Here is a 25,916-nt window from a genome sequence, read left to right on the forward strand (position 1 = left end):
AATCCTACGTCACGGTGAGGAGCAGGTCGAGATGAGTCCCCTTGGACCCGGCGGACCGCACCCCGGGCACGCGCCCCGCCCCTTCGGCGCGCCGCAGCCGCGCCCCGTCGCGGTCGTCGGCGGCACGCGCATCCCCTTCGCCCGCTCCGACGGCCCGTACGCCACGGCCTCGAACCAGCAGATGCTGACCGCCGCGGTCGACGGCCTCGTGGACCGCTACGGACTCGAAGGACCCGGAGCGGTCGGGGAGTTGGTGGCCGGGGCCGTCCTCAAGCACAGCCGCGACTTCAACCTCGCGCGCGAGACGGTGCTGGGCTCACGGCTCGACGCCCGCACCCCCGCCTACGACATCCAGCAGGCGTGCGGCACCGGTCTCCAGGCCGTGATCGCCGCGGCCAACAAGATCACTCTCGGGCAGACCGACTCGGCCGTCGCGGGTGGCGCGGACACGGCCAGCGACGCCCCGCTCGGCGTGAACGACGCGCTGCGGCGCATCCTCCTGGAGGCCAGGCGCGCCGGATCGGCGGGCGCCCGGCTGCGGGCGCTGGCCCGCATCCGCCCGGGCCACCTCGTCCCGGAGATCCCGCGCAACGCCGAGCCGCGTACCGGCCTGTCCATGGGCGAGCACGCGGCGGTCACCGCCCGCGCGTGGGCCGTCGGCCGTGCGGCGCAGGACGAACTGGCGGCGACGAGCCACCAGCGGCTGGCCGCCGCCTACGACCGCGGCTTCTTCGCGGACCTGGTCGTGCCCTTCCGGGGCCTGGAGCGCGACCAGAACCTCCGCCCCGGCTCCACCGTCGGCAAACTGGCCACCCTCAAGCCCGTGTTCGGCGTGCGGGACCCCGAACCGACCATGACCGCCGGGAACTCGACGCCGCTGACCGACGGCGCGGCGGTCGTGCTGCTCGCGAGCCAGGAGTGGGCGTCGGAGCGCGGACTGGCCCCGCTCGCGTACCTGACGGCGTACGAGACGGCGGCCGTCGACTTCGTCGGGGGCGATGTGGCGGGTGGCGAGGACGGGCTGCTGATGGCGCCGGCCCACGCCGTCCCGCGCATGCTGGAACGGGCCGGTCTCGGCCTCGGCGACTTCGACTTCGTCGAGGTGCACGAGGCGTTCGCGTCCCAGGTGCTCGCCACCCTGGCGGCCTGGGAGAAGCGAGGGCTGGGCCAGGTGGACCGGGCCCGGCTGAACGTGGCGGGCTCGTCACTGGCCACCGGCCACCCCTTCGCGGCGACCGGGGCGAGGATCGTGGCCACCCTGGCGAAGCTGCTCGCCGAGCGGGAGGGGCCCGGCCGCGGGCTCGTCTCGATCTGTGCGGCGGGCGGACAGGGCGTGACGGCCATCCTCGAACGTCCGTGAGGCGGGCGCGAGGTTCGTCCAGGCCGTCCGTGCGGCGGGTGTGACGTCCGTCCCGTCCGTCCGTGCGGCCGGGGTGGCGTGCGTTCGCGAGGTCCGCACAACACCCCTGCCGTACAGGCGAGTTGGGCGAAAAGACGGCCAGAAGGTGAACAGTCGTCCGAACAGGCACCAACTTCTCACTCTTCCGCACACAAGCCCCCCACTTTCCCAGGTGAACCCCCCACCTCACGGGTCCGTAATGGGTTGAGCACGAGAGTAAGGAGCCGCCCGTGTCCCGCGATCCCTCATCCCGTCCGCAGCCCGCCCTTCCCGAGCCCGAGGTCAGGCGGCTGGACGGGGTCGTCCGAGAGGTCTCGGTCCCGCCGCTGATCCTTCCCGTGACCCACGGCTCCCTCGCGGACATCCCCTTCGACAACGCCGACCAGGTGCCCGATGACGCGGTGCTCAGCCGCAAGGGCCCGGACGGCCGGTGGACGGACGTCACGGCGGCCGAGTTCGCCGACCAGGTCCTCGCGGTCGCCAAGGGGCTTGTCGCGGAGGGCCTGATGCCGGGCGACCGGCTCGCGATCATGGCCCGTACGTCGTACGAGTGGACGCTGCTGGACTTCGCCGCGTGGGCCGCGGGCCTCGTCACCGTCCCCGTCTACCCGACCTCGTCCGTCTTCCAGACGCGCTGGATCCTCCAGGACTCGGGAGCGGTGGCGATCGCCGTCGAGCATGTGTCGCAGGCCGCCGCGCTCGGCCCTGAACGCGACCGGCTGCCCGACGTCCAGCACATGTGGATCTTCGAGAAGGGACACACGGACCGCCTCGCCGAACTGGGCCGGGACGTCCCCGACCAGGAGGTCGCCGTACGCCGCGGGGTGCTCGGCCCCGACTCGCTCGCGACGATCATGTACACCTCCGGCACCACCGGGCGCCCCAAGGGCTGCGCGCTGACCCACGGCAATTTCTTCGCCGAGGTCGACAACGCCGTCGAACTGCTCCACCCCGTCTTCAAGTCCACCTTCAAGGAGCCGGCCTCCACGCTTCTCTACCTCCCCCTCTCGCACGTCTTCGGCCGGATGGTCGCCGTCGCCTGCATGCGCGCCCGGGTGCGCCTCGGCCATGCGCCGAGCATCCGTACGGAGGAGCTGCTGGCCGACCTCGCGGGCTTCGGCCCGACCTTCCTGCTGGCCATCCCGTACGTGCTGGAGAAGGTCTACAACACCGGCCGCGCGACCGCCGAGAAGATGGGCCGCGCCGCCTCCTTCGACCGCGCCGCCCGGGTGGCCCGCGGCTACGGGGAGGCGCTGGAGGCCCAGCAGCACGGCACGGGGAACGGACCGGGCGCGAAACTGCGGGCCGCCCGCGCCCTCTACGACCCGCTCGTCTACCGCCGCATCCGCGCGGCCCTCGGCGGCAAGGTCCGCCAGGTGGTCTGCGGCGGCTCCCCGCTCGGCCGCCGCCTCGCCTCCTTCTACGCGGGCGCCGGCATCCAGGTCTACGAGGGCTACGGCCTCACCGAGTCCACCGCCGCCGCGACGCTCACCTACCCGCACCGGCCCCGCCTCGGCACGGTCGGCTGGCCGCTGCCCGGCACCCGCGTCCGCATCGCCCAGGACGGCGAGGTGCTGCTCAGCGGCGACCAGGTGTTCCGCGGCTACTGGGACCCGCAGGCGGGCGGGGTGCTCCCGGCCGACCAGGACGGCTGGTTCGCCACCGGCGACATCGGCGAGCTGGACGACGACGGCTACCTCACGATCACCGGCCGCAAGAAGGACATCCTGATCACCACCAGCGGCAAGAACATCGCCCCCGCGCCGCTGGAGGACTGGCTGCGCGCCCATCCCCTCATCAACCAGTGCGTCGTCGTCGGCGACAACCGCCCGTACGCCACCGCGCTGGTCACCCTGGACGCCGAGGGCATGGACCACTGGTGCCGCATGACCGGCAGGGGCCGGGTCCCGGTCGCCACGCTGGTCACCGACCCGGAACTGCTGGCCGTGCTCCAGCGGGCGGTCGACGACGCCAACCGCCTCGTCTCCCGTGCTGAATCGATCCGCCGCTTCACCGTGCTGCCCCTGAACCTCACGGAGGCGGCGGGCCACCTGACCCCGACGATGAAGCTGCGCCGGGCGGTGGTGACCCGGGAGTTCGCCCGGCAGATCGAGGAGATGTACGAGACGGCGCTGCCGATGTAGGCGGGCGGGGCCGGGAGGATCGGGAACAGGGAGGGCCGGGAGAGGGCGCGGTCGGGAAAAAGCGCGGTCGGGAAAAGGCAGGAGCCCCTTCCACCTGACGGTGTGGGGGCTCCTTGGGTCTTGCTTCTAGGTTCCGGATCAGAGTGTCTGGCTCGGGGAGCCTGGACTCAGCCGAAGGATCAGACGGGGGTGACGTTCTCCGCCTGCGGGCCCTTCGGACCCTGGGTCACGTCGAAGGTAACCGCCTGGTTCTCTTCGAGGGAGCGGAATCCGCTCGCGTTGATCGCGGAGTAGTGGACGAAGACGTCCGGGCCGCCGCCTTCCTGGGCGATGAAACCAAAGCCCTTTTCGGCGTTGAACCACTTCACGGTTCCGGTAGCCATAAGCCCTCCTTGGGCCCAAAGGGTTGCCCTGCTCCAGAACCTGCAAGGTGTAAACAAAAGCTTGTAAACAACTGCATTCTTCTGAAAAAGACGAGAGCCCGCGGTCACATGCTCCGCAGGCTCTGTACTGCAAGGGAAACCAAACTGCAACGTGCGGAAGAGACTACCCACGAGGGCAGCCGAACGCAATAGAGGGCAAGATCACGTCACCCGCGGGTTTGGCGGGGTCCCCCGGAGGGTTGACGTTGCGATATCACTTGGCGTCACAGGGCTTGACAGAACGGCACAAGAGGCGTTCCGCACCACTCCGGGACCCTGGAGCCTGCACCGTACCCCATGCGGGTTAGCCTCGCGATGTGGACAATTCTCCCGAGTCATCCGAGGGGCGTCCCGACGCCCGCCGCTCCCGGCCGCGCGTCGGCCACATCCAGTTCCTGAACTGCCTGCCCCTGTACTGGGGACTCGCGAGAACGGGCACACTGCTCGACTTCGAGCTCACCAAGGACACCCCGGAGAAGCTCAGCGAGCAGCTCGTACGGGGCGATCTCGACATCGGGCCCATCACCCTGGTCGAGTTCCTCAAGCACGCCGACCAGCTGGTCGCCTTCCCCGACATCGCGGTCGGCTGCGACGGCCCGGTGATGTCCTGCGTCCTCGTCTCCCAGGTTCCGCTGGACCGGCTGGACGGCGCCAGGGTCGCCCTCGGCTCGACCTCGCGCACGTCGGTGCGCCTCGCGCAGCTCCTCCTGTCGGAGCGGTTCGGCGTCGAGCCGTCCTACTACACCTGCCCGCCCGACCTGAGCCTGATGATGCAGGAGGCGGACGCGGCGGTGCTGATCGGTGACGCCGCGCTGCGGGCCAACCTGCTCGACGGCCCGCGCTACGGCCTGCAGGTGCACGACCTCGGCGCGCTGTGGAAGGAGTGGACGGGCCTGCCCTTCGTCTTCGCGGTCTGGGCGGCCCGCCGCGACTACCTGGAGCAGGAGCCGGTCCTGACCCGCAAGGTCCACGAGGCGTTCCTCGCCTCCCGCGACCTGTCCCTGGAGGAGGTCGGCAAGGTCGCCGAGCAGGCGGCCCGCTGGGAAGCCTTCGACGAGAGCGTCCTGGAGCGCTACTTCACGACGCTCGACTTCCGCTTCGGCGCACCGCAGCTGGAGGCGGTCACCGAGTTCGCGCGGCGGGTGGGGCCCACCACCGGCTTCCCCGCGGACGTCCGGGTCGACCTGCTGGAACCCTGAGGACCCTTCGGCCGGCGTGCGGCCTCGCCGGGAGGCGTGTGACCCTTCCGGGACCGTGCGATCCCTCCGGGAGGTGCGCGCCGGGGCTCACGGGGGCGTCCGGCACTACCCTGCATAGGCACACGGGTGCGGGGGATACAGGGCACGGGGCACGCAGGGTATGGGCACACGGGCAGGGGCACGGGTACGGGGGAGGTGCGGGTGATGCGGCCGCTGGACGTCGGCGAACCCACCGTCGTGGGGCCCTACCGGCTGCTCGGCCGGCTCGGTTCCGGCGGGATGGGCCGCGTCTACCTGGGCCGCAGCGCGGGCGGCCGGACCGTCGCTGTCAAGATCGTGCATCCGCACTTCGCGCTCGACGACGAGTTCCGCGCCCGGTTCCGCCGCGAGGTGGAGGCCGCACGACGGGTGGGCGCCGCGTACACGGCCCCGGTCCTCGACGCGGACCCGGACGCCCCGGTCCCCTGGGTGGCGACCGGCTACGCCGCCGGCCCCACGCTGACCGCGGCGGTCACCGACTCCGGCGCCCTCGCGGACCACTCCGTACGGGTCCTCGGCGCCGGTCTCGCCGAGGCGCTGTCGGCCGTGCACGGCCTGGGCCTCGTCCACCGGGACGTCAAGCCGTCGAACGTGCTGCTGACCCTCGACGGGCCGCTGCTCATCGACTTCGGCATCGCCCGCGCGGCGGACGGCACGGCCTCCCTCACCTCGACCGGCGTCTCCGTCGGCTCGCCCGGCTACATGGCGCCCGAGCAGATCCTCGGCAAGGGCGTCACGGGCGCGGCCGACGTCTTCTCGCTGGGCGCGGTCCTGGCGTACGCGGCGACGGGCTCGTCCCCGTTCCCCGGCGACTCCTCGGCCGCGCTGCTCTACAAGGTGGTCCACGAGGAGCCCGAACTCGGAGCCCTGTCCGGCGAGTTGCGGGAGCTGGTGGCCGGCTGCCTGGCCAAGGACCCGGCCGCCCGCCCGTCCCCGGAGGCCGTGGCAGCCGCGCTCGCCCCGGACGGCGCGGCCCGGCTGGTGGCGGCGGGCTGGCTTCCCGGGCCACTGGTGGAACAGGTCAGCCGGAGTGCGGTCCGCCTCCTGAACCTGGACGCGACGGGGGAGACACCTGAGCAGCCACCGTCGGGAGTGGTGGGCTTCAGCAGTCCTTCGGTGGGGGAGGCGGCGGGTGCCGGTGCCGGTGCCCCGCCCGTGCCCGGGTCCTTGCCCGTCGCCGGACCCCCGCCCGCTGTCGGATCCCCGCCCGCTGTCGGATCCCCGCCCGCTGCCGGGTCCCTTCCCGTGGTCGGGTCTCTTCCCTTGGCCGGGGTCTTCGGGCCGCCCGACCCGTCGTACGCGTCCTCCACCCCGTACTCGTCCCACCTGCCCGTCGCGCGCGACGGGCAGCACACGGCCGGCTCCGAGCACCAGGGCCCCGGCGCCCCCACCCACGTACCGGAACCGCGGGACGCGGCCGGCGCCGGCAAGGTGTCCGTCAGTGTGTCGGCGACCTCCGTGCCGGGCGCGGGCGGCCGTGGCCGCAGGCTGAGCTGCAGCATCGCCCTCGCGGTGGCCGGTGCCCTGGCGGCGGTGACGTTCGGCTCGGTGGTCGTGTTCGACCTGCTGCCGGGCGGCGACTCGGACGACAGCAGCGACGCGGGGCCCGCCGCCCCGGCCCCCTCCGCCTCCGCTTCTGCCTCTGCTTCCGCCGGGACCAGCGCCCCTCCCACCGCCGACGGGAGCGCACCCGCCACCGTGCCCAGGTCCTACCTCGGTACCTGGGAGGGCGACGGCTTCGCCCTGGACGGCAAGCTGCCCATGGGCTCGTTCCGTGTCACGGTCCGCCAGGCCGAACGGGGCGACCTGCTCGGCAGCTTCCGCCAGACCGACCTCATCGGCGGCATCTGCGACACCGACCTCTTCCTCAAGGAGGTCGGCGCGAAGCAACTGGTCGCCACGAGTGTGGCCAAGCCGTCCACCACGTCGGAGTGCACGACGGGCCGGCACGAGGTCCGGCTGATCCCGGTCGGCGACGACCTGCGCTACGAGACGGACAACGCGAAGGCGGGGGACCCGGTGGCCCGCATGTCGAAGGTCGAGTAGCGGGCCGCCCCCGTCCCGGCGGTTTCCTTCCCAGCGGTTTCCTACAGCGGCACGGTGACCGTGACCGTCTCGCCGTTCCCCAGGTGCAGCATGCCCTTGCCGGGGGTGACCGGGCCGCCGACCATGCTGCGGGTCGTCCGGATGCCGATCAGTTCACCGGCGCCGGAGTCCTGCGGGGAGAGCAGAAGCCCGCGGCGGCCCTTCTTGGCCTCGACCTGCCAGCCGGAGAAGCCACTGCACACCTCCTCCTCGTCGCCGCCGATGACCAGCGCGAGACCGCGGTCGGCGCCGCGCTGCACGAGCCGCTTCAGCTCGCGCTCGCAGTCCGCGTCCTCCAGGACCTCGCCGTCGTCGACGACGACCACGACCGGTTCCTCGGGACTCGCCGACTCGATCGCCTCGTTGAAGTCGTCGCTCTCGATGTCGTCCTCGGTGAAGACCTTCAACACGCCGACCTGGCCGTCGAGTTCGCGCAACGGTGACGGGCGCGGGGCGGCGATCACCAGACGTACGCCCTGGAGGAGGTACGAGCGGGCGAGGTTCAGCAGCGCCGTGCTGCGGCCGGACTTGGCCGGACCGGCGACGACGAACGTCGGCACACCCTGCGAGAGGTCCGGGCCGAACGCCATGATGTCGTCGCCGCCGATACCCGCCAGGCCCCACAGCTTCGACTGCGCGACCGCCGGGTCCCGCATCTCCCACGCCTCGGTGAACCCGATCCGGGACGGCAGCGAGTCCACCCGGAACGGCCGCCGCGCACGCGGCACCCCGGCGTCGCGGGCGGTGGCCGCCTCACCGATCGTGGCGAGCGCGGCGGCCTGCCCCTGACCGGTCACGTCGTCGGAGAGCAGCGCGAACTGCGTCTCGATCGCCGACTCGTTCTTGAAGCCGCGGCCGGGCGGGATCTCCTCCGGCACCTTGCGCGCGTTGATGCCGAGCATCGTGAAGTCCGAGCGGTCGGCGAGCCGCAGCCCGTACTTCTCCTCGGTGAGCGACGCCATCCGGCCGAGCAGCACCTGCCGGTCACCGGTGACGACGAGATGGATGCCGACGCTCGCACCCTCCCGCATCATCGTCTGCAGCTCGTCGGTCAGCTCACCGTGGTTGTACTCGCCGAGCGTCGGCAGCCAGCCCTCCCACCGGTCGAGCAGCACGACGACGTGCGGCAGCCGCTCCTCCTCGGCGACGGACGCCCGCTGCTCGCCGATGTCCGCGAATCCCTTGTCGGACAACAGGTCCTGACGTCGGGTCAGTTCGCCCTTGAGACGGGTGATCAGCCGTACCGCCCGTTCCGTCTGGTTACGGGCGACGACGGCCCCGCAGTGCGGCAGCCGCGTCAGGGCGTTGAGCGCGCCGTTGCCGCAGTCGATGCCGTAGAGGTGCACGTCCGCCGCGGAGTGCGTGCGGGCGAGCGAGCCGGCCAGGGTCCGCAGGATCTGCGAACGGCCGCTGCGGGGCGCGCCGCCGACGATGAGGTGCCCGAAGGAGGAGAAGTCGACGACGACGGGCCGGCGGGCCTGGTCGGCGGGGATGTCCTCGACACCGTACGGGGCCGGGGGCAGTGCGCCCGGTGCGAGTGCGGCGGTGGCCGCCTGCGGCATCTCGACCTCGTCGAGCAGCAGCGTCTCGGAGAGCGCGGGCAGCCACGGACTGTGCTGCGCGGGGATCCCGAGCGAGCTGTTGGCCTCACGGACGGCGTCCACGAGGACCTTGAGGTCGGTGATCTCCTCCTCCTCGCGGGACTCGACCTTGGGCTTGACCAGCGCGGCCCGTCCCAGGTCCGCCCAGCCGAGCGGTCCCGCCCAGGGCGCGAGCAGCCGCGGGTCGGCGGCGCCGGGCCGCCGACCGCCGACGCGTCCCGACTGGAACGGTACGAGCGAGGCGTGCCCGAGCCGCACGTACGCGCGGCCGGGCGTGTTCTTGGAGATGTGCCCGGCCTCGGGCGAGTCGATGACGTCGCTCGACTCACCGCCGTCCGTCACGCGCAGCGCGATACGGAGGTTGGTGTTGGCCCGGATCTCCGGCGACACGACACCGCTCGGCCGCTGGGTGGCGAGCAGCAGGTGGATGCCGAGCGACCGGCCCCGCTGGGCGATGTTGACGAGTCCCGTCACGAAGTCGGGCAGGTCGCGCACCATCGAGGCGAACTCGTCGATGACGATGAGGAGCCGGGGCAGCGGCCGGTGGGAGGGCTCGCGGCGTACGAGGTCCTGGTAGTCCTCGATGTCCTTGGCGTCGGCGGCGGCCAGGATGTGCTCGCGCCGGTGCAGTTCGGCGCCGAGGGATTCCAGGGCGCGTTCGACGAGGTGGGCGTCGAGGTCGGTCACCATGCCGACGGTGTGCGGCAGGTTGACACAGTCCTTGAAGGCCGCGCCGCCCTTGTAGTCGACCAGCACGAACGTCATGTTCTCCGGGGTGTTGGCCACGGCCAGCGCCGCCACGATGGTCTGCAGCAGCTCCGACTTGCCGGAACCGGTCGTACCGGCGATCAGGCCGTGCGGCCCGTCCCGCCGGATGTCGATGCCGAACGCCCCGTCGTACGACTCGCCGACGACGGCCATCGTCGACTGCCCGCCCATGCGCCACCGCGCGGAGATCGCGTCACTCGTCGGCGGCTCCAACTGGAGCACGTCGAGCAGCCGGCTGGCGGCGGGCAGCGCCGAGTCCTCCGTCTCGCCGCTGATGTCCCGGATGGGGGACAGGGCGCGGGACAGGCGCGCGCACCAGGCCGGTGACACGAAGTCCGGCCGTACGTTCCTGACCCGGGCGGTGCCGGTCTGCTCGACGCGCAGCCGCAGTTCGAGCGGCTTCTCCTCGCCGGCCCGCTGGTCGTCGGCCTCGGCGGTGTGCCAGGCGTGGAAGGAGGGGAAGCCGTTGGCGCCGGCCTGGTAGCCGCGGCCGGGCGGGGTGGCCGCGTCAGCCGCGGGGGCGGTGCGCCCCTGCCCCGTGGACGTCGGCCTCGGCCGCGGCTCGGCGACGACGACGGCCTGGCACTCGCCGGGCAGGAACCGCTCCTCGGCGTCCAGGCAGATCGCGTACATGCTGACGGCGGGGCCCTCCCGCAGCAGCCGTACGACGCCGGGCATGGAGCGCAGCCGCCGGGATCCGTCCCAGACGACGACGATGTCCGGGTCGGTGAAGTCGGTCTGGCGGCCGTTCTCCTTGGCCGCCTTCTGGCGGGCATCGAGGAGCTGGGTCAGCTCGCCGATCCGGGCGCCGACGGTCTCGGCGTCCGTACCGATCAGGACGTTGGTGTCCTGGGCGCCGGAGGGCCGCGCGTGCGGCAGCCAGCGGACCCAGTCCCAGGCCGGCTCGGCGCCGTTCTCGGTGAGGACGTAGAACTGCACGTCCAGCGGGCTGTGCAGCACGGCGCTCTGCGCGACGATCCACCGGCCGATCGCCCGCGCCGAGTCGCCGGGCCCGGCGATGCCGAGGACCCCGCGCTCACGCAGCGGTACGGCGACGGGGGCGTCCTCGATCTTCCAGGTGACCTCGCGCTTGTGGTCGTCCTGCTCGGGGTCGTCGAGCACGACCTCGGAGGGCAGCTGCCCGGTGCCGACCCTGAGGAGCAGATGGTCGGCGTCGGTGCGCCGCCGCTCCCACAGCCGGGTGCGGGGTCCGGTGCTCAGGGAGAGGACGGTGGCGGGGTCGGGCACGGCCTGCCGCCGGTCGAGGCGTTCGTCGACGAGGGCGTCCTGCGCGTCCTTCTCGATCCGCTCCTTGTGCTCCTTGTACTCCTTGACCTGCTTGGCGTGGGACTTGCGCCCGTGCTTCTTGTCCATGAAGTAGTTGCCGAACAGGATGACCGGGCTCAGCAACGCCATGATCAGGTAGTACCAGCGCCCGAAGATCATCACGGCGACGACGGCACCGACGAGCGGGGTGATCGCCATCAGCCAGGGCAGCGGCCGGGCCTCGAAGTCACGCGGCTTGGCGGGCAGTTTGAACCGGGTCTGGCGCTCGGGGGGCTGGAGGCGGGGCGGCCGGTTGTAGTCGAGGCCGGTGCCGTCCTCGGACCATTTCAAGGCGGCGTTCGGCGGGGAGTAGCGGTCGAGTTCGAGGAGGGTGTTGCCGACGGCGATCTGGGCGCCGAGCGGCCAGTCCTTCCCTTCGAGGGGTTCGCCGTCGAGGGTGACGGCCGGCCTGTCCTTGTCGTCCCCGTCCGCGGCGGCCCTGTGATCGTTGCCGCGACCGTCCCCACGATCGTTGCCGCGACCGTCCCCACGATCGTTGCCGCGGCCGTCCCCGCGACCGTTGCCGTGGTCGTCCCGGTGATCGTGGACGGCGACCTGACAGGTTCCGTCCGTTGCAACTGACAACGTCAGCGCGCGGGGAGCGAGCTCGGGATCGTCGATGCGGAGGGCGGCTGCGGGGCCGCTGCCGATGTCGTAGCGTCCGATGCCGAGCCGGTGCACGGAGCCGGCGGCGGGCCCGCTCGCCACGCGCAGTTCGACGAGCCCGGTCGGCTCGCCGGGCAGGCACCCGGCGGGGTCGTACAGACTGACGACGGCGCCTTCGCGGAGGGGGGAGGTCGCGATGGTGGCGCTCGGGTCGACGGGGTGGCCGTCGACGTAGGCGATGGGTGAGCCGTTGCCGCGGCCGTTGCCGCCACCCCCGCCGCCGCTGCCCGGCTGCTGCCCGATGGGGATGATCCGGGCCCCGCCGCGGTAGCCGACGTGGGCGGCCAACTCCTTCGTTATGTCCCCCATGGAGGACTCGGGATCCGCGTCGAGCACGACGTCGGCGCTCGCGCCGCCGAGCGGATCGACGACGGTCAGAGTCAGGCGCACGATCGTCCTCCCGTATACCCCTGCTGCTTGCCCCAGGGCAGCCGAATACCGCCCCGTGCACTGCCCAGAGACGATATCCGCTCCACCCTTCCCACAGGCAACGGCGTATGTGCCGGTTCCCCCAAGGCTCTTGCAGGAACCGGGGTGTGCGGCTGCAAGCGTGCTGCGTAAGCTGCATGCTCAGCGGACGATCGCATCATCCGCACCGGGAGCCACGGGGGTTGGCCCTGCGGCACGTCGAGTTGTTACGGAGGACGCCACATGGCCGGCGGCAAAGACGCGGATATCACTTATGACGAGATGAACAAGGCGGCTACCAAGCTGACCGACGCCAAGGACAAGATCGACGAGAAGCTCGACTCCCTTGAGCGCTACATCCAGGGCCTCGTCAAGGACGGCTACACCACCCGCAAGGGCTCGCAGGCGTTCGAGGACTCCTTCACGGAGTTCAAGAAGGGCGCGAAGGACACGATCGAGGGCCTGACGGGCATGGCCAAGTTCCTCACGAGCGCGGCAAAGGCGTACGAGGACCTGGACAACGAGCTTGCCAAGGGTGTCAAGGGCTGAGCTTGCCCTTCAGGTATCTCATTGCGCTCGGGCGGCTGGGCTGCCCGGCGATGGTGTGGCGGCTGCAACGAGGTCGCCACACCGTTCTCGTTCTTGACGGACCGGACCTGGGGCTGGGGAGTTGTGTCGGATCAGCAGGCCGACGTCTCACGTATCAAGGAGAGCGCCAAGTCGCTCTCCAGGATCCACGGTGAGTTCACACGTAACGCGAATCCGGCCGAAGGACTCGCGGTCGATACGTTGGGCGACAAAGGACTCATCGAGACATTCGACGACTTCGGTGACAACTGGAAGATCCACCGGGAGCGGTTGACGGACGAGCTGAAGAAGCTCTCCACGATCCTGTCCCAGGCGGCCAAGGCGTACGAGGACATCGATCACCAGCTCGCCGAGGCCCTTCGCGGTACGGACGAGAAGAAGTCCGCCTCCGGGGGAGGGACGAAGTGACCCGTCCCAGAGCTGACGAATGGCCGACGATCGGTGAGGCTTCGGACCCGATTCCCGGCGATCCAGAAGAGGTCGCCAAGCTCGGCCGCGACCTGCGCAAGACCGCGGAGTCGATCAGGAAGCAGGCGGACGAGATCAAGGCGCTGTCCGGCGTCGAGGCATGGAAGAGCAAGGCGGCCGACGAGTTCCGCAAAGAGGCGGAGGAGGCCGAAGGGAAGCTGCGCAAAGCGTTCAAACGCTACGACGCCGCGGCTGATGCCCTCGGTGAGAAGGTGGTCGAGGGCGGCCCTTCGAAGCAGTACGCCTCTGAGCTGCACCGAGCGCAGAAGATGGCGGACAAAGCGCTCCGTGACGCGCAGGACGCGGAGTCGGAACAGAAAACGAGCACCGGCGCCGTCGACAGGCTTCCCAAGGACACGGCGTCCGACGACCCCGAGCGCAAGAAGCTGGAGAAGCGCCAGGAGGCGGCTGCTTCGGCGATGGAACGGGCCAAAAAGGATCTGGAAGCGGCGAAGGACATCCGTGACGCGGCAGCCGAGACCGCCCGGAAGTCCATCCGGTACGCCATCGACAACGACGGCTTGAAGGATGGCGGCTGGGACAAGTTCAAGGACTGGGTGCACGACAACGCGGACTGGATGAAGACCTGGATCGACCGACTTGGCTGGGTCGCGACCATTTGCGGCACTCTGTCTTTGCTAGTGGGATGGATTCCTGTCATCGGGCAGGCACTCGCAGGGATCCTGGGCACCATCGCTCTCCTTGCGACCCTGGTTTCCCTGGTCGGCCATCTGGTCCTGGCGCTGGCCGGAGAGGGGAGCTGGTTCGACGTGGCGTTGGACGTCGTGGGTCTGGCCACGTTCGGTATCGGTCGAGGCGCCATGGCGGGTGCGCGGGGTGCCGTGTCCGGAGCGAAGAGCGTGGCCCGTACAGCCGCATACCGGAACGCCATGTCGCGGGTGACCGCCAAAAGAGGGACCGCGGCCTACAACAGGGCGCGCAACGCGGCATGGAAGGAAGCAAACCGGTTGAGTGGCGGCGCCTTGCGTGGAAAAGCGGGTGCTCAAGCCCTCGCCGACGCCCCGAAGGGCTGGTTCCCGGAAGCGGGACGCTTGGCCGAAGCGTTCAACCCCAAAGCGATCTTCAGCGAATCCATGGACAGCATCAAGGACCTCAAAGCGTTCAAGGACACGGGAGACCTCTTCAAGAGGGATACCTGGACCGAGGCGTGGCGGAATGGCATGCGGCCCAGAGTGGGTGATGCCGGGTTGGGTTCACTTGAGAGAGGAATGGACGACATAAGCTCGTCTTTTCGCTCCTCCGGCGACGTTTCCGCACTTTCCGACACCTTCAGGGCACAGACGCGGATCTGGGCGGGGGCAACCGGTATCGCCACGTTCACGGATGCCATGGACAAGGGTGCGATCACAGGACGAATCGGTGAAGCGGTCGGCGTCGGAGGGCTGGATGACGGACTATGGTCGGCGACCGGGATCAAGGACGCGTGGACGACAAGTGATGGCTGATCAGTCGAACAGCGCAATCGCGCCGCGAGTACCTGCCTTGCGCCCCAGGGGTGCGCGGGCCCCGGGTATCGGCATCGTGCGTCAAGCGCGCGTGTATGCCGACAGAGGAAACCTGGTCGTACGGGACGGACGCAGGCGCGAGCGCCGCTACACCGTCGGTGGCGCAGGAATCCGTAGAGCAGCCTTCTTCCCTCCTGCCGACATGTGGGAAACGGCGATGAAACGGGCGAATGCCCGTTGGGGGATCGCGGTCTTCGAGGATGCGGAAGGCCGTCATCTGCTACATGTTCCGCTGGCGGAGTGGCTGCCGGAAGCAGGGACCGTCGGCACTGCGGATGTCGGACCGCTCGACTGTCTGGAACGGACCGGCCTGAAGGATCTCTGCGACAGCCTGGGTATCCCTTTCTCGCAGAGCCCCACGGCATGGGGCCGCGAAGCCTCGGAGAACCCGGGTGATGGTCGTCCCGATACAGCGCACAACGCACTCCTGCCTCCTTGGCACAGCTGGGTGAGAGGGATCGGTGTGTTCGGCTGGCTCATCGCGCTGGGCCTCTTCTTCATCCTGAAGGGCGCAGACGTCTGGGGTCTGATGGCCGCAGTCGCGCTGCTCCTGGTGCCCGGAAGCGACGCCGTGATGCGCGTCCTCGACTGGTGGCGGACTCGTGATGACGCGAGGCTCTCCACCGCGGTGACGGTCCGGCCCTCTCCCGCACAGGGCTCCGGAGCCACCCGGCGCTTTCTCGAAACCACAGCCGTTCGAGTGCTGCCCGATGACGTGGTGTTGACCAACACCATTGGCGAGGAACGTTGGCTCGCGCGGCGGGGAGGGCATGGTGTTGCCCGACTGGTTCGCCTGATGGACCCCGCGTCCTCGGCCCCCCTTGGCATCGAGTTCCGTGACGGCAAGGGCAAGACGCGTGCGCTGCTGCCTTGGCGCTCGTGGTTCGCCGGCCCGGGCGGGAGTGAGAACTGGTCGGAACTCGTCGCAGCTCTCGCACTCCCTGTATCGGATGAGAACTTCAAAGGATCTGAGAGGGCGGGACACACGGAGCGTTCCGGAACCACGGATCCTTGGTGGCGTAGCCATGTACTCGCAGGTGACGCTCGGAAGATGTCACCCATGGGAGGGAAGGAGGCTCGCAGGGCGACAAGCTGGCAGGAATCGGTGATCGGCGGAAACGAAGTAATGCTGGTTCCGTTGTTCAGTCTGCTCCTTCTCCCTGGCGTCTTCTCGGACACCGGCTCTGTGTTCGTTGCGGGGATCCTTTCCGCCCTCACCATCGTCCTCGCGCTGACGCCGTCCGTCGTGCACCGACTGTCCAGCAGCTTCAAGCTCGACCGACCCATCGAACCGGAATCATCGTGAACGAACTTCGGGCTTCCGGCGATGTGCAGCCGCCGCCCCCGTCCGACTATCAGCTGTTGTTGCCTGACGGCTGGTTCCGGATCCTCCTCGAACCACACCAGCGTGAGCGGTCCGTCGAAGCACTGGTGAAGCGTCAGTTCAACGGAGTCGATGACGCGCCGCATCTGCGTCGCCTGCTGCGGGAAGAACTGCTCGCACGGGCCACCGACGCCTTCGGCGAAGGGGGCATCGAGCTATACATCAGCCTCCAGCAGGCAGGCACGCTCACCATCCCGGCTTCGCTGCTGATCACTCTCGTGCGTCCGAGGAGGCCCGGCGCCGGATTGCCGTCCCCGACCGACCTCGCCGAAGCCCTTGGTGCGGAAAGCGGTGCGGGGCAGACGATCTCAGTCATCGAGCTCGCCGCAGGAACTGCCATGAGGGTCCAGGTCGATCCTGAGGAAACACCCACTGGGACGCAGAGAAGCGAGGACCAGTACGAGCTTCCTTCCCTCACCGTGGACTATCAACTGGCCATTCCGCATACTGATGCGCATCTGTTGCTGACGTTTTCCACGCCACTCATCCAGATCGCAGACACCATGGCAGATCTTTTCGGTGCCATCGCAGGATCCCTGAAGTGGCAGGGTGCAGCAACGTGAGTGCCATCGAGAGCTGTGGCATCGTCTGCCCGCTGGACTGGATCCCGCTGCCGATCGAACCGGACGGCAAAATGTCGGGTTGGGCGGAAACCGTAGCGGAAAAACTGTGCGAACAGAACCATTCCGCAGGGTACAGCGTCAGTCCGGAGACCATTCGAGATGACCTGCTCAAACGGGCGGCGGACAGCTGTGGGCGCGAACCTTTTTACGCCTTTGCGCTCTACCCTGACGGCTTTGAAACGGCGGTGGCGATACTGGAGATCGACCTGATCGAACCTGACGCTTCCGTGCCGCGGATCAGCCTCGAATGGTTGGCGGAAACGTTCAGCACCGACGATTTCGGGCCACCGCACATCTCCCGAACCGAACTGCCGATCGGTCCCGCCGTGCGCATCCGGCAGAACTTCGCCACTGGTTCCGTCACGGCGGGAGAGCCGGGAGTCCTGCTCGAAACGGTCATGTATGGAGTAATTCCTGACGGTTCCGAGAGCGCGGTCGTCCTTCTCGTATCCTGGACCGTCCCGGGGATCGCCGAGGTGTTGGAAGAAGTTGTCGACGGCGTAGCGCGCACACTCAGCGTGGAACTTGCAACGTCTTGACGCGCAGGTGCGAATGGAGCCTTCCTCTATGACGTCCGGGAGCGCGATGCACATGCCGGACGACTCCCCATCATTCTCGAATGACAGTCCCCGTTGGTCGAAGCCTTCGAGTGTCGGATCGACCTTCAGCCCGGGTGGCTCGATCTCACTCTCGCGGAGGGGACCTCGCTTGAGCGTGACCGAGCTGGCGGATATGGCTCATACATGCCGGGCAGTGATCCACAGTCCAACCGATGACCACTTCAGGGTGATGACATGTACCTCCCCTCCAGCGTCCTCGACGGCAGTCGTCGGCAGCGCCTCGCCGTAGGAGCCATGCTTTTCGTCCTCATGGTCGCTCTGGGCGTGGGGCTCACTCTCACCGCGTTTCAGGCGACCGGCGGCGACGTGTTGCCTGCCATCGGGGTCGCGGCAGCAGCGGTGTCCGCGTATCCGCTCGTCTGGTGGTCCGCTCGTTACTGGTACGCCGCCTTCAGCGAGGGACGGCATACCGAGCCGGTGTCCCAGCCGCCCTCGTGGCCCTGGTTGCCACCGCCGTTGGTCATCGGTGTGGCTGCAGTTGTCACCGGTGTCCGGGCGTTGGGCCGAGGTGACAGCGGTGGATGGTTCAGTCTCGGGCTCGGCGCCTTGTTCGGGCTGCCCGCTCTCGTGGGACTCGCCGTGCTGCTGCTGGTCCGTAACTCAGAAAGGGCGGCGCGCACCCCCACATCGCCGACGACAGAGCCGCCGAGGCCGCGTCGCGACTGGGGGCCCGTCGGCTGAGGACGTCGGCTCTCGACTGACATGTCGTCGCATCCCGGCCGGGTGCCACGGCTGCGGCGGGGAGTCGAGGCTCCAGGGCGATGGCTGAGGGGTCGACGGGCTGGGCTCGTGCCCGAACTCGCTCGCTATCCTCGTCCGGACCTCGCGAGGAATGGGAGAGTCCATGTCTGTTGGTTCAGGGGCCGGGAAGCCCCGGGCTCAGAACTCTGAACGCTCGGTCGCGGGGAACGTCGTCTTCGGTGTCGGGCTGCTGCTCGTGCTGGCGACCATGACGCTCGGCGCCTACGCCGGCGTCGCCCTGGCCGGTGGCCTGGCGGACGACTCGTTCCTGGAGCCGACGGTGCCGCACGACGGACGCAACGCGCTGATCGTCGGCGGCATCGGTGCGGGCGGCCTGACGGGCCTCCTGGTGCCGCTCATTCTGTTCTCCGCCGTCCGCAGCACCGAGGACAAACCCAGAACCGGACCCGGCGAGGCCCTGCTCAAGATCCTCGGCACCCTTGCCGTCGGTGTCTACCTGCTGCTCGTCTCCGTCGTCGCGGCACAGGTCGGCCGGCTCCTGCCCGAGGGGGCTACCGCCCTGGTCAGCGTCTTCGTCGTCGGCTTCAGTTGGATGCCGTTGGCGCTCGTGCCGTGGGAGAGGTTCGGACTGGGCAAGGTGCAGGGGCTGTTGGGCACCTCCCGCGGGTCGGTGCGTGGACCGGGCCGCGGTACGCGGACAAAGAGCGGCTCCGCACAGTGAACCTCCCTGGGATGTCGCGGCGTACATGCGCAATGACAGTCACTGCTCCTGAACCGGGTCGACGAAGGACACCGTCTGGAGGAGTGCCGTCATCAGTGTGTAGACCTCGGACCACTGGTCCATGGACGCCGTGTAGAGAGTGAAGATCGCGGTGAACGGGCCGGTGGGGAAGGGGATATGGACCTGGATCTGCCCGGTGACGAGCTTCGTCGGCTCGCCGCTCGTCGTCACTTCGGGGCCGAGGTCGTACTCGCGCACCGTGATGCAGGACACCGCCGGGCCGCACGGCAGGTCGATCCAGATGGCGTCGTTGAGCGGGTCGGCGGCGAGCGTCGCGAGGATGCCCTGTGCCACGACGTCCGGGTCCGGGTCGGCCTGTTCGGTCGGGGTGATGGCTATCGAGAGCGCGCACTGTGCGACGCCGTCGGACTGTTCGAGATCTTGGGTGCGACCTCGAGTCCCGCGTCCACGTCCATGGCGCGTCGCTAGTTGATCCTGTTCGCGCCTGTCCAGGGCGCCGAGGACAAGCCGGGGACGGGACCCGCCGGTGAGAACTCTCCCCGGAGTTCTCGGCAGCCTCATCGTCGGCGTCTACGTGGACGTGCGAGAGAGCGGCGTCTGGCGGGATCGCGCTCTCTGCCTTGTTCGTGATCCTGATGCTTCGCGCGAAGTCGTCGATCGCGTCGAAGGAAGCTTCGAGGAGAGCCGGGTCGTCGTAGTGTCCCTTGAGGACCAGGTCGATGTCGTGGGTCGGGTCGTTCCAGGCGTAGGTGACCGAGAGCATCAGATTCTCATCTGCGCCGGTCCAGCTACGCAGACAACGGAGACCTTCGCCGAAGTGCGGAGAAGCGAACGGGGCGGTCTCCACGCGTTGGCCGGCCGCGGCGGTCGAAGGATCGGGTTCAGCCAGCATGCTGAGATGCAGTGGACTGTGCTCCTCGTCGCAGACAAACTGTTTGACGAAGAAGACCAGGGGCGCCGCCTGTGGCGGCATCGGGCCGAAGAGAAATGCCTGGTCGGCCTCAACCCGGTCGCGCAGCATGACGGCCGAGCCCTCCAGGAATTTCTTCATCCGCCGCTTTTCGCGCCACGTGAGTTTGCGCCGGTGCAGCAAGGCGCTGGCATCGAGTTGCAAGTCCAGCCATTGCGCGAACTCCGACCTGGAACCGTGCAGCGGCATGTGAAACCACAGGGCCGGATCGGCGTCGGTCTCGACAATCATCATGCATAGCTCCAGCGGAAGGTGGTCATCACGGCATCGAAGAGCTCGACAAGGGTCTGGGTGAACTCAGTGTCCGTATCGGGATCGGCCGGCAGTTACCGCAGGGTGCGCACAGACGCCGCACCGGCCAGTTCGCGGGTGCGGCGGGGCATCGTTGCCCGTCGCGCCGGGCGGTCAGCCTTCTGCGGTGTCCGTCAGCCATAGGCTCCGCGCGAAGACGTCCACTTCCTCGAGGTGCGCCGCCAGCCAACCGGGATCGTCGGCCACCGTACGTACCGACAGGTCGACCCCGAACTGCTCGGACCGCCACGCGAAGTTGAGCGACATCATCAGTGCTCCCTCGCGAGAACCCCAGTACCGCAGAGAGCGCAGTCCTTCGCCCAGCCGCTCGGTGGCGAAGGAGTCCACTTCGGTCGGGCGCACCGGACTGTCCCTGTCCGCCTGCACGGCCTCGCGAAGTTGGGTCACACGATCCCCCTCGGCTGGAACGGTGAGGGCGTAGAAGGCCAGCGGGATACGGCGTGGGTCAGGCGCATAAAGAAAGACCTGATGGGCGGGAACCCGGCCGGGAATCCCCTCTGCCAGCATGTCCAGCCGCTTTGTCAAGGAGCGGATCTCACGTCGCTTGGGCCGTTTCTCACGCAGTCGCCAGAGCATGACAGCGTTTTTCTGCGCCCATTCCTGACGCTCGTCGATGCTGTCCCACTTCAGGGGCATCAGAAGCCACTCTGCAGGATCCGAATCGGTTTCGAGGAAGATCACGAATAACCCCAGCGGAACGTGGTCATCACGGCGTCGAAGAGTTCGACGAGGACATCGGCGAACTCACTGCGGGGGTCCCCGTCGGCGATGGTGCTGAAGCAGACCGTCACCCACTGGGCGACGGTGGTGCCTGGGACCGGCAGTACGTAGTCGATGCGACGGGAGGCGTACTCCACTTTCCGCTCCAGATCGGCAGCCACGACTGTGTCCACTCGGACGCCGGCCGGCCGGTGACGTGAGTGACCGGGGTGGGGTCGTTGGTGTTCTGGCGACAACGACCCCGCCCGGCGGTCGCTTCGTTCAGCGGTTCACCGACTGGATTTCTTCGACCGTGATGTTCTGGACCGCCTCGATCGTGCCGTCCGGCAGGGCGACCGCTCCGGCCTGGCCCGTGCCCGTCCAGCTGATCTCCCAGGTGAGGGCCGCCTTGAGAGGGAAGGTCTCGCCGCCGGACGAGCGGCGGTAGACGATGCCGCAGGGCGGGGTCTGCTTCGCCTTGCCCTTGACGTACGGTTCGCCGATCCTGCCGTCGACGATGGGGCAGCCGCCGTCCGCGGGGATCGTCGTGGCCTCCGCCGTGCCCGGGCTGAGCGTCAGGGACTTGGGCTTCGCGGTCGTGGTCGCCTGGATGTTGAACCCCGGGACGTTGATCGCCGCCGTTGCCTGGACCTCGTCGAACACGGCCTTGTCCAGCCACGCCCACGTCGGCAGGTTCACCTTCGTGACGGCCTCGGGCGCCAGCGTCACCTTCGTGCCCGGCAACTCCATGTGCTGGTAGGCCAGGGCCGCCAGCATCTCCGGGGTGATGGCCTGCTCGTACTGCGGTGGCGGGGCCTCGCCGTTGTCGACCCAGAAAGGCAGGTCGGAGCATGCGTTCCGCTTGAGGATGTCCGGCTCGTCGGGATTCTCGACGGCGGCCCAGAACATCCCCTCGCCGTCCTTGTCGACGTTGTAGTCCTTGTAGCCGGGGGTGTCGGTCCAGCCGTAGTCGTCCTCGTAGTGGCGCTGCATCTCGCCGATCGCCGCGCCCGCGTGGCCGGTCATGCCGGGCTGGTTCTTGGCGGTCTCGATGTTCTTGGACATCTCCTTCTTGAAGTCCTTGGCGCCGAGGTAGGGGGCGTACCAGCAGGGCGGGGGCGACCAGTTGACGTCGGCGGACGCGACGTTGCCGGTGCCGCCGTTCTTGGTCACCGCTCCGGAGTACTGGATGCGGGCGGCGGCGTAGATGCCCTGGCCATTCTTGCCGCCCTCTTGGTCACTGCTGGCACCGGTGCCATCGCGTGGTCCTCCCGCCGCGTGGGCGGGTGCCGCCAGGACGAGAGTGCCGAAGGCCAGCGTCAGGGCAACTGAACTGATGCCGAGGGAGGTACGCCGCGGTGCGTTCACTGGCACTTCGTCGCCTCCTCCTCGACGAACACCTTGGATGCCTGCCAAAGGGTGTCGCTCGTGGGCAACTTGACCATGATGATCTTGTAGTGGCTGAAGTCCTCAAGGCTGGGTTCGGTCTTCAGGACTTTCCCCGTCTTGACTTCCTTGGCATAGAGCTTGCTCGAATCCGCGCAGAACGCGACTTCTACAGTGTTGCCATTCGTGGTGGAGCGCGTGGTGGCGTCGTAGTTACGTCGAGTGCCGGTGGCGGTCCAGCCGCCCTTGACCCATTCCTTGATCTGGACTTCCGCGTAGCGCAGTCCCTCGCCGGTGGAATAGGCGGCCACGGCCGCATCGTCGGCTGTGCGCTTGCCTACGCCCCGGTACAGGGCCCGGACGTAGTTGGCGGCGTCATCCATCGCCGCCGCCTCATTCTTCGCCGTCGGTGCGTCCCAGTCGAAGACCAGGTCCAGGTTCATGTCCTTCGGCAGGGACACGTCCACCCCGTCCGGCCTGTCCTTCGCCGTCCCCGCCGGCTCTGCCGATTTCGTCGGCTTGTCCGTGGAGCGGTCCGCGCCTGCGATCTTGTCGTTGTCGCTGGACTTGTCGTCCTCGCCGCCGCATGCCGTCAGCAGCAGTGCTGCGGTGGCGGCGAGCGCGGTAGCAACGGGCAAAGTGCGGCGCTTCACAGTGAACCCCCGTGAGACTGAGATGCATTCGAGAGCCACGACGGTATCCGTGGGGCGAACGGTTTCGCTACCGCGAACCTCCCCGCGAGCCGGGGCGGGCAGGGAGGAATCGGGGCAAGCCGAGCGCGTGTGTGGCTTGATCGTGTCGGAAAGCGCACGGCTCAGTCGTCCCCGCGCGGCTGCCTCGTCGCGTCCGGCGTGTCCGGTGTGTCCGGCGCGTCCGTCATCGGCGGGTACCCGTCCGCGCACTCCGGGCGCGCGTACACGTTGAAGCCGGGGCCCGCCGCCGCGTGTACCTCGTGGACCAGGACCGGGTGGCTCGTCACGCGGTGGCAGCGGGCGGCAGCTCAGCGCTGTTTTACGGTGGAAGTCATGGCGGCAGACAGGCGGTTCACCGATCGACCCCAGCAAGATCGCGTACGTCTATATGCAGGTGGCGGACCACATCGCCGCCCGGATCGCGGCGGGCGAGTCGCAGCCCGGGGCCCGGCCGGCCGGAGAACGCGACCTCGGTACGGAGTACGGGGTCGCCTGTCTCACCGCCCGCCGGGCCGCCCGCGAACTCCGTGAGCGCGGACTCGTCGTCACCCTCCCCGCCAAGGGCACCTTCGTCGCGTACCCCGAGACGACAGACGACGGTCAGGAGCAGTAGCGGCTCGTAGGAGTTCGCGTTCACCACACGCGGGCACAAAACAGGCATGCCATGCTGCCTGTCCGCTCCGCACGACGTCCTGCGTTCCGCCGCCACCTTCGTCCCCGCCCTCCTCCGCGCACTCCACTCCGCAGCCCGTCGCGGTACGGCACAGGCGCACCGTCCCCACGATCCCGACGCCGTGTCCGCCGTCAACCTGGAGCTGGTGACCCTCACCGAGGACCGGGCCGTCATCACCTGGCACACCGGGGTGGAGGGCAGCGACGACGGGTTCGGGCGGATGCTTCCCGCCGTGACCGAGGGGGAGGTCGTCTACGGCACCCACCCCGCCCGGTTGCACCGGACCGCCTCCGAGGGCCGTGACACCGCCCACCACTACGTCGAGTTGACCGACCTGGAGCCGGGGCAGACGTACTACTACCAGGCCCGTTCGCGGAGTTCGGCGGCCACGCCCACCCCGTTGCACCTGGTGAAGGGGAATGCCGTCGGGACCTCCTTCCACGGCTTCGGCACGTACGGAGGCCCGTACTCCTTCACCACGCCTCAACCCCCGCCCGGCCGCCACCTGCTGTCCGTCGCGCTCTGCAACGATCTGCATCTCGGCGAGACCACCGCCGGGCTGGTGGCGGGCGTGCCGATGATGCGCGGCATCTCGCAACGGCTCGGCCTCGCCCCGTACCCGGAGGTCATGGGGAGGGCGCTGGTGGAGGAGGCGCACCTGCGTGGCGCCCACCACCTGCTGGCCGCGGGGGACATATCGGCGGGCGGGGCGCCGGGGGACCTGGCGGAGGCCAGGCGGCTGCTGGACGGTTTCGGTACGCACGGGCAGGACTACTTCGTGGTCCGCGGCAACCACGACCGGCGTGGGCCCGCCGTCCCCGGGGCGGCGGGCGGGGACAGCTTTCTGGACGCCTTCCCAAGGGAGGGAAGCGGGTCCGGCGGCGGGGCGGGTGACGGGGCGGCTTATTTCGCCCGGGACCTCGGCGGGCTGCGCATCCTCGGCCTGGACACCTACGAGAAGAAGGGGAAGGGGGCCGGAGCGGGCGGCCTCTCCGACGGACAGCTCTCCTGGTTCCGGGCCCAGCTGCGGGACCACGCGGACCAGCCCACGCTGGTCTTCGGGCACCACCCGCTGACCGTACGCAACTCGCCTTTCCCCGTGACGGGCGGGCAGCGGCTGAACCGTCGCCAGGCCCGTACGATCCTCGACGCGTACGCCGCCGCCCCCGGCGTCTTCCTCCACCACGCGGGCCACACCCACCGCAACAAGCGCACGGTCCTGCCGCAGGCGCGGCACGTCACGTTGCAGGAGGTGGGTGCCGTGAAGGAGTACCCCGGCGGTTTCTGCCTGCTGCGCGTCCACACCGGCGGGTACGCCCTCAACTACTACAAGACCAGCAGCGGACCGGCGCGCGAGTGGAGCGAGCGCAGCCGGCGCGTGGCGGCGGGCCTGTGGCCGCAGTACGCACTCGGCCGCTCGGTCAGCGACCGCAACAGCGTGACGGTGCGGGACCTGTCCGGCATCGCACCGGCCGCGGCGAGGCTCTCCGTCGCCCACGGCTGAAGCCGCACTTCCGTGGAGTCCGGCGTGGAGTCCGGCGTGGAGTCCGACGCGTACGGATGAGCCGTTGCGACCGCGCCCACGGGACTGCGTAGGCTCTGCTGGGTTCGTGCGCGCACCAGCCCGCGCCGTACCCTTCGTGACGTCGTGACTTCGTGACGTCGTGACCGCCGGAACCGGGGAGAACAACCGACATGGCCCGCTACATGGAAACGCTCACCATCGAGCGTGGTGGCTTCCGGATCAAGGTGCCCGAGTCGTGGTGGGAGTTCGACGTGCGGCCCGAGTCGCGGGACGACTCGATCCGGCGCATGGTCGACGAACGGGTGCGGCAGCAGCCGGAGCTCGCCAAGTACCGGGACACGTACGCCGCCTTCCTGCAGAAGGCCGCCGCGGACGCCTGGAAGTCGGGCGCGCTGTACTGCGGCTGCATGGCCGAGAGCTTCGGCGGTGACACCCCGATCACCGGGTCGGTCACCGTCTCACTAGTCGGCGGGCGGACGAAGGACGGCGAGCCCCTCTCCACCGACCCGCAGGTCATGGCGAGCCAACTCGCCGTGCGCGAGGCAAAGAAGGAGGGGGACGCGTGGCGCAAGGTGACCACGGTGGACATCCCGGGCGTCGGCCCGGCCGCGCGGACGTACGGCATCGAGGACATTCCCGTACCCGGTGACGCACTGAACCGCACCATCCGTGCCGTGCTCGTGCAAACGTTCATCCCCGTCCCTGGCCAGGAGGGCAAGGTTGCCCTGGTCGCCGGGAGCAGTCAGGTGCTGGACCTCGCGGACTCGTTCTTCGACATCTTCGACGCGATCACGTCGACGTTCCGTTTCGCGGAGTAGGACGGTGGCGTAGGGCCGTACCTGCGCGGAGGCCCTCGTCGTCTCCTTCGCCGCCGTGACCTTTTCGCCGAACGCCTGTACCCAGTAGCTTCACTTGTGCGTACGTGTGGTTGACGGGGTCGGTGTGGTGG

The 25,916-nt window shown here is 69.2% G+C and carries 24 protein-coding genes; 16 read left to right on the plus strand and 8 right to left on the minus strand.

Going from position 1 to position 25,916, the window contains the following annotated elements:
* Positions 1 to 31 precede the first annotated feature (31 nt).
* Together ACFYXC_RS33205 and ACFYXC_RS33210 are read left to right on the plus strand one after the other, a co-directional pair.
* Positions 32 to 1,360 (plus strand): acetyl-CoA C-acetyltransferase, encoded by a 1,329-nt coding sequence (locus ACFYXC_RS33205; RefSeq protein ID WP_389555876.1) that lies wholly within the window; start codon positions 32 to 34, stop codon positions 1,358 to 1,360.
* A 269-nt stretch (positions 1,361 to 1,629) separates the two neighbouring features.
* Positions 1,630 to 3,543 carry an AMP-dependent synthetase/ligase gene (locus ACFYXC_RS33210; protein ID WP_389555878.1) on the plus strand — a complete coding sequence of 638 codons (1,914 nt, stop codon included), beginning with the start codon at positions 1,630 to 1,632 and terminating at the stop codon, positions 3,541 to 3,543.
* A gap of 179 nt (positions 3,544 to 3,722) precedes the next feature.
* Here ACFYXC_RS33210 and ACFYXC_RS33215 read toward each other — a convergent pair whose 3' ends face one another.
* A complete protein-coding gene (locus ACFYXC_RS33215; RefSeq protein ID WP_033319512.1) occupies positions 3,723 to 3,926 on the minus strand; it encodes a cold-shock protein in 204 nt (67 codons plus the stop codon).
* Between the two features lie 356 nt (positions 3,927 to 4,282).
* Between ACFYXC_RS33215 and ACFYXC_RS33220 the strand changes: the two genes are divergently transcribed.
* Positions 4,283 to 5,164 carry a menaquinone biosynthetic enzyme MqnA/MqnD family protein gene (locus tag ACFYXC_RS33220; protein ID WP_388921754.1) on the plus strand — a complete coding sequence of 294 codons (882 nt, stop codon included), beginning with the start codon at positions 4,283 to 4,285 and terminating at the stop codon, positions 5,162 to 5,164.
* A gap of 204 nt (positions 5,165 to 5,368) precedes the next feature.
* Positions 5,369 to 7,249 carry a protein kinase gene (locus ACFYXC_RS33225; RefSeq protein WP_389555880.1) on the plus strand — a complete coding sequence of 627 codons (1,881 nt, stop codon included), beginning with the start codon at positions 5,369 to 5,371 and terminating at the stop codon, positions 7,247 to 7,249.
* A gap of 41 nt (positions 7,250 to 7,290) precedes the next feature.
* Here the strand turns inward: ACFYXC_RS33225 and ACFYXC_RS33230 are convergent, their stop codons facing one another.
* Positions 7,291 to 12,039: an FtsK/SpoIIIE domain-containing protein gene (locus tag ACFYXC_RS33230; RefSeq protein WP_389555882.1), complete on the minus strand. Its 4,749-nt coding sequence runs from the start codon at positions 12,037 to 12,039 to the stop codon at positions 7,291 to 7,293.
* A gap of 261 nt (positions 12,040 to 12,300) precedes the next feature.
* Here ACFYXC_RS33230 and ACFYXC_RS33235 point away from each other — a divergent pair, with 261 nt between their 5' ends.
* The 8 genes from ACFYXC_RS33235 (at position 12,301) to ACFYXC_RS33270 (ending at position 18,689) form a co-directional block, all read left to right on the plus strand.
* A complete protein-coding gene (locus ACFYXC_RS33235) occupies positions 12,301 to 12,606 on the plus strand; it encodes a WXG100 family type VII secretion target (protein WP_388921760.1) in 306 nt (101 codons plus the stop codon).
* A gap of 123 nt (positions 12,607 to 12,729) precedes the next feature.
* Positions 12,730 to 13,053 carry a hypothetical protein gene (locus tag ACFYXC_RS33240; RefSeq protein WP_389555884.1) on the plus strand — a complete coding sequence of 108 codons (324 nt, stop codon included), beginning with the start codon at positions 12,730 to 12,732 and terminating at the stop codon, positions 13,051 to 13,053.
* Entirely contained in the window at positions 13,050 to 14,579 is a 1,530-nt protein-coding gene (locus tag ACFYXC_RS33245; protein WP_389555885.1) for a putative T7SS-secreted protein, read from the plus strand. The genes ACFYXC_RS33240 and ACFYXC_RS33245 overlap by 4 nt, the downstream gene beginning before the upstream one ends.
* A complete protein-coding gene (locus ACFYXC_RS33250; RefSeq protein ID WP_389555887.1) occupies positions 14,572 to 15,945 on the plus strand; it encodes a hypothetical protein in 1,374 nt (457 codons plus the stop codon). Before ACFYXC_RS33245 ends, ACFYXC_RS33250 begins: the two co-directional genes overlap by 8 nt.
* On the plus strand, positions 15,942 to 16,586 hold the full coding sequence (locus ACFYXC_RS33255) for a hypothetical protein (protein ID WP_389555889.1): 645 nt from the start codon (positions 15,942 to 15,944) through the stop codon (positions 16,584 to 16,586). Before ACFYXC_RS33250 ends, ACFYXC_RS33255 begins: the two co-directional genes overlap by 4 nt.
* A complete protein-coding gene (locus ACFYXC_RS33260) occupies positions 16,583 to 17,185 on the plus strand; it encodes a hypothetical protein (RefSeq protein WP_389555891.1) in 603 nt (200 codons plus the stop codon). The genes ACFYXC_RS33255 and ACFYXC_RS33260 overlap by 4 nt, the downstream gene beginning before the upstream one ends.
* Positions 17,186 to 17,440: 255 nt before the next feature.
* Positions 17,441 to 17,947: a hypothetical protein gene (locus ACFYXC_RS33265; protein ID WP_389555892.1), complete on the plus strand. Its 507-nt coding sequence runs from the start codon at positions 17,441 to 17,443 to the stop codon at positions 17,945 to 17,947.
* Between the two features lie 163 nt (positions 17,948 to 18,110).
* Entirely contained in the window at positions 18,111 to 18,689 is a 579-nt protein-coding gene (locus ACFYXC_RS33270) for a hypothetical protein (protein WP_389555894.1), read from the plus strand.
* Between the two features lie 39 nt (positions 18,690 to 18,728).
* On the opposite strand, the gene ACFYXC_RS33275 is transcribed toward ACFYXC_RS33270, so the two are convergent.
* Positions 18,729 to 19,043: a hypothetical protein gene (locus ACFYXC_RS33275; RefSeq protein WP_389555895.1), complete on the minus strand. Its 315-nt coding sequence runs from the start codon at positions 19,041 to 19,043 to the stop codon at positions 18,729 to 18,731.
* Between the two features lie 193 nt (positions 19,044 to 19,236).
* Here ACFYXC_RS33275 and ACFYXC_RS33280 point away from each other — a divergent pair, with 193 nt between their 5' ends.
* Positions 19,237 to 19,920, plus strand: a complete 684-nt coding sequence (locus ACFYXC_RS33280; protein ID WP_389555896.1) for a hypothetical protein — start codon at positions 19,237 to 19,239, stop codon at positions 19,918 to 19,920.
* Positions 19,921 to 20,085: 165 nt separating this feature from the next.
* On the opposite strand, the gene ACFYXC_RS33285 is transcribed toward ACFYXC_RS33280, so the two are convergent.
* From ACFYXC_RS33285 to ACFYXC_RS33305, 5 genes are all read right to left on the minus strand, one after another.
* Positions 20,086 to 20,673 (minus strand): hypothetical protein, encoded by a 588-nt coding sequence (locus ACFYXC_RS33285; RefSeq protein WP_389555898.1) that lies wholly within the window; start codon positions 20,671 to 20,673, stop codon positions 20,086 to 20,088.
* Positions 20,670 to 20,873, minus strand: coding sequence for a hypothetical protein (locus ACFYXC_RS33290; protein ID WP_389555899.1), 204 nt, complete (start codon positions 20,871 to 20,873; stop codon positions 20,670 to 20,672). The genes ACFYXC_RS33285 and ACFYXC_RS33290 overlap by 4 nt, the downstream gene beginning before the upstream one ends.
* Positions 20,874 to 20,973: 100 nt before the next feature.
* On the minus strand, positions 20,974 to 22,059 hold the full coding sequence (locus tag ACFYXC_RS33295) for a hypothetical protein (RefSeq protein ID WP_389555966.1): 1,086 nt from the start codon (positions 22,057 to 22,059) through the stop codon (positions 20,974 to 20,976).
* Entirely contained in the window at positions 22,056 to 22,730 is a 675-nt protein-coding gene (locus ACFYXC_RS33300) for a hypothetical protein (RefSeq protein WP_389555901.1), read from the minus strand. Before ACFYXC_RS33300 ends, ACFYXC_RS33295 begins: the two co-directional genes overlap by 4 nt.
* A gap of 161 nt (positions 22,731 to 22,891) precedes the next feature.
* Positions 22,892 to 23,056, minus strand: a complete 165-nt coding sequence (locus ACFYXC_RS33305) for a hypothetical protein (RefSeq protein ID WP_389555902.1) — start codon at positions 23,054 to 23,056, stop codon at positions 22,892 to 22,894.
* Between the two features lie 101 nt (positions 23,057 to 23,157).
* On the opposite strand from ACFYXC_RS33305, the gene ACFYXC_RS33310 reads away from it, so the two are divergent.
* The 3 genes from ACFYXC_RS33310 to ACFYXC_RS33320 all read left to right on the plus strand — a co-directional run bounded on the left by ACFYXC_RS33310 (position 23,158) and on the right by ACFYXC_RS33320 (position 25,785).
* Complete coding sequence (locus tag ACFYXC_RS33310; RefSeq protein ID WP_389555903.1) at positions 23,158 to 23,382, plus strand: GntR family transcriptional regulator; 225 nt, start codon at positions 23,158 to 23,160, stop codon at positions 23,380 to 23,382.
* A gap of 46 nt (positions 23,383 to 23,428) precedes the next feature.
* On the plus strand, positions 23,429 to 24,946 hold the full coding sequence (locus ACFYXC_RS33315) for a metallophosphoesterase (RefSeq protein ID WP_389555905.1): 1,518 nt from the start codon (positions 23,429 to 23,431) through the stop codon (positions 24,944 to 24,946).
* Between the two features lie 191 nt (positions 24,947 to 25,137).
* Positions 25,138 to 25,785: a hypothetical protein gene (locus tag ACFYXC_RS33320; protein ID WP_389555906.1), complete on the plus strand. Its 648-nt coding sequence runs from the start codon at positions 25,138 to 25,140 to the stop codon at positions 25,783 to 25,785.
* Positions 25,786 to 25,916: the final 131 nt, after the last annotated feature.

Source organism: Streptomyces sp. NPDC002701 (assembly GCF_042889045.1).
Taxonomy (GTDB): Bacteria; Actinomycetota; Actinomycetes; order Streptomycetales; family Streptomycetaceae; genus Streptomyces.

Bases quoted from the DNA above. Each gene is read 5' to 3' on its own strand.
- ACFYXC_RS33205 (WP_389555876.1), top strand. From the start codon at position 32: ATGAGTCCCCTTGGACCCGGCGGACCGCACCCCGGGCACGCGCCCCGC.
- ACFYXC_RS33215 (WP_033319512.1), bottom strand. From the start codon at position 3,926: ATGGCTACCGGAACCGTGAAGTGGTTCAACGCCGAAAAGGGCTTTGGT.
- ACFYXC_RS33225 (WP_389555880.1), top strand. From the start codon at position 5,369: ATGCGGCCGCTGGACGTCGGCGAACCCACCGTCGTGGGGCCCTACCGG.
- ACFYXC_RS33235 (WP_388921760.1), top strand. From the start codon at position 12,301: ATGGCCGGCGGCAAAGACGCGGATATCACTTATGACGAGATGAACAAG.
- ACFYXC_RS33250 (WP_389555887.1), top strand. From the start codon at position 14,572: ATGGCTGATCAGTCGAACAGCGCAATCGCGCCGCGAGTACCTGCCTTG.
- ACFYXC_RS33265 (WP_389555892.1), top strand. From the start codon at position 17,441: ATGTACCTCCCCTCCAGCGTCCTCGACGGCAGTCGTCGGCAGCGCCTC.
- ACFYXC_RS33270 (WP_389555894.1), top strand. From the start codon at position 18,111: ATGTCTGTTGGTTCAGGGGCCGGGAAGCCCCGGGCTCAGAACTCTGAA.
- ACFYXC_RS33310 (WP_389555903.1), top strand. From the start codon at position 23,158: ATGCAGGTGGCGGACCACATCGCCGCCCGGATCGCGGCGGGCGAGTCG.
- ACFYXC_RS33315 (WP_389555905.1), top strand. From the start codon at position 23,429: ATGCCATGCTGCCTGTCCGCTCCGCACGACGTCCTGCGTTCCGCCGCC.
- ACFYXC_RS33320 (WP_389555906.1), top strand. From the start codon at position 25,138: ATGGCCCGCTACATGGAAACGCTCACCATCGAGCGTGGTGGCTTCCGG.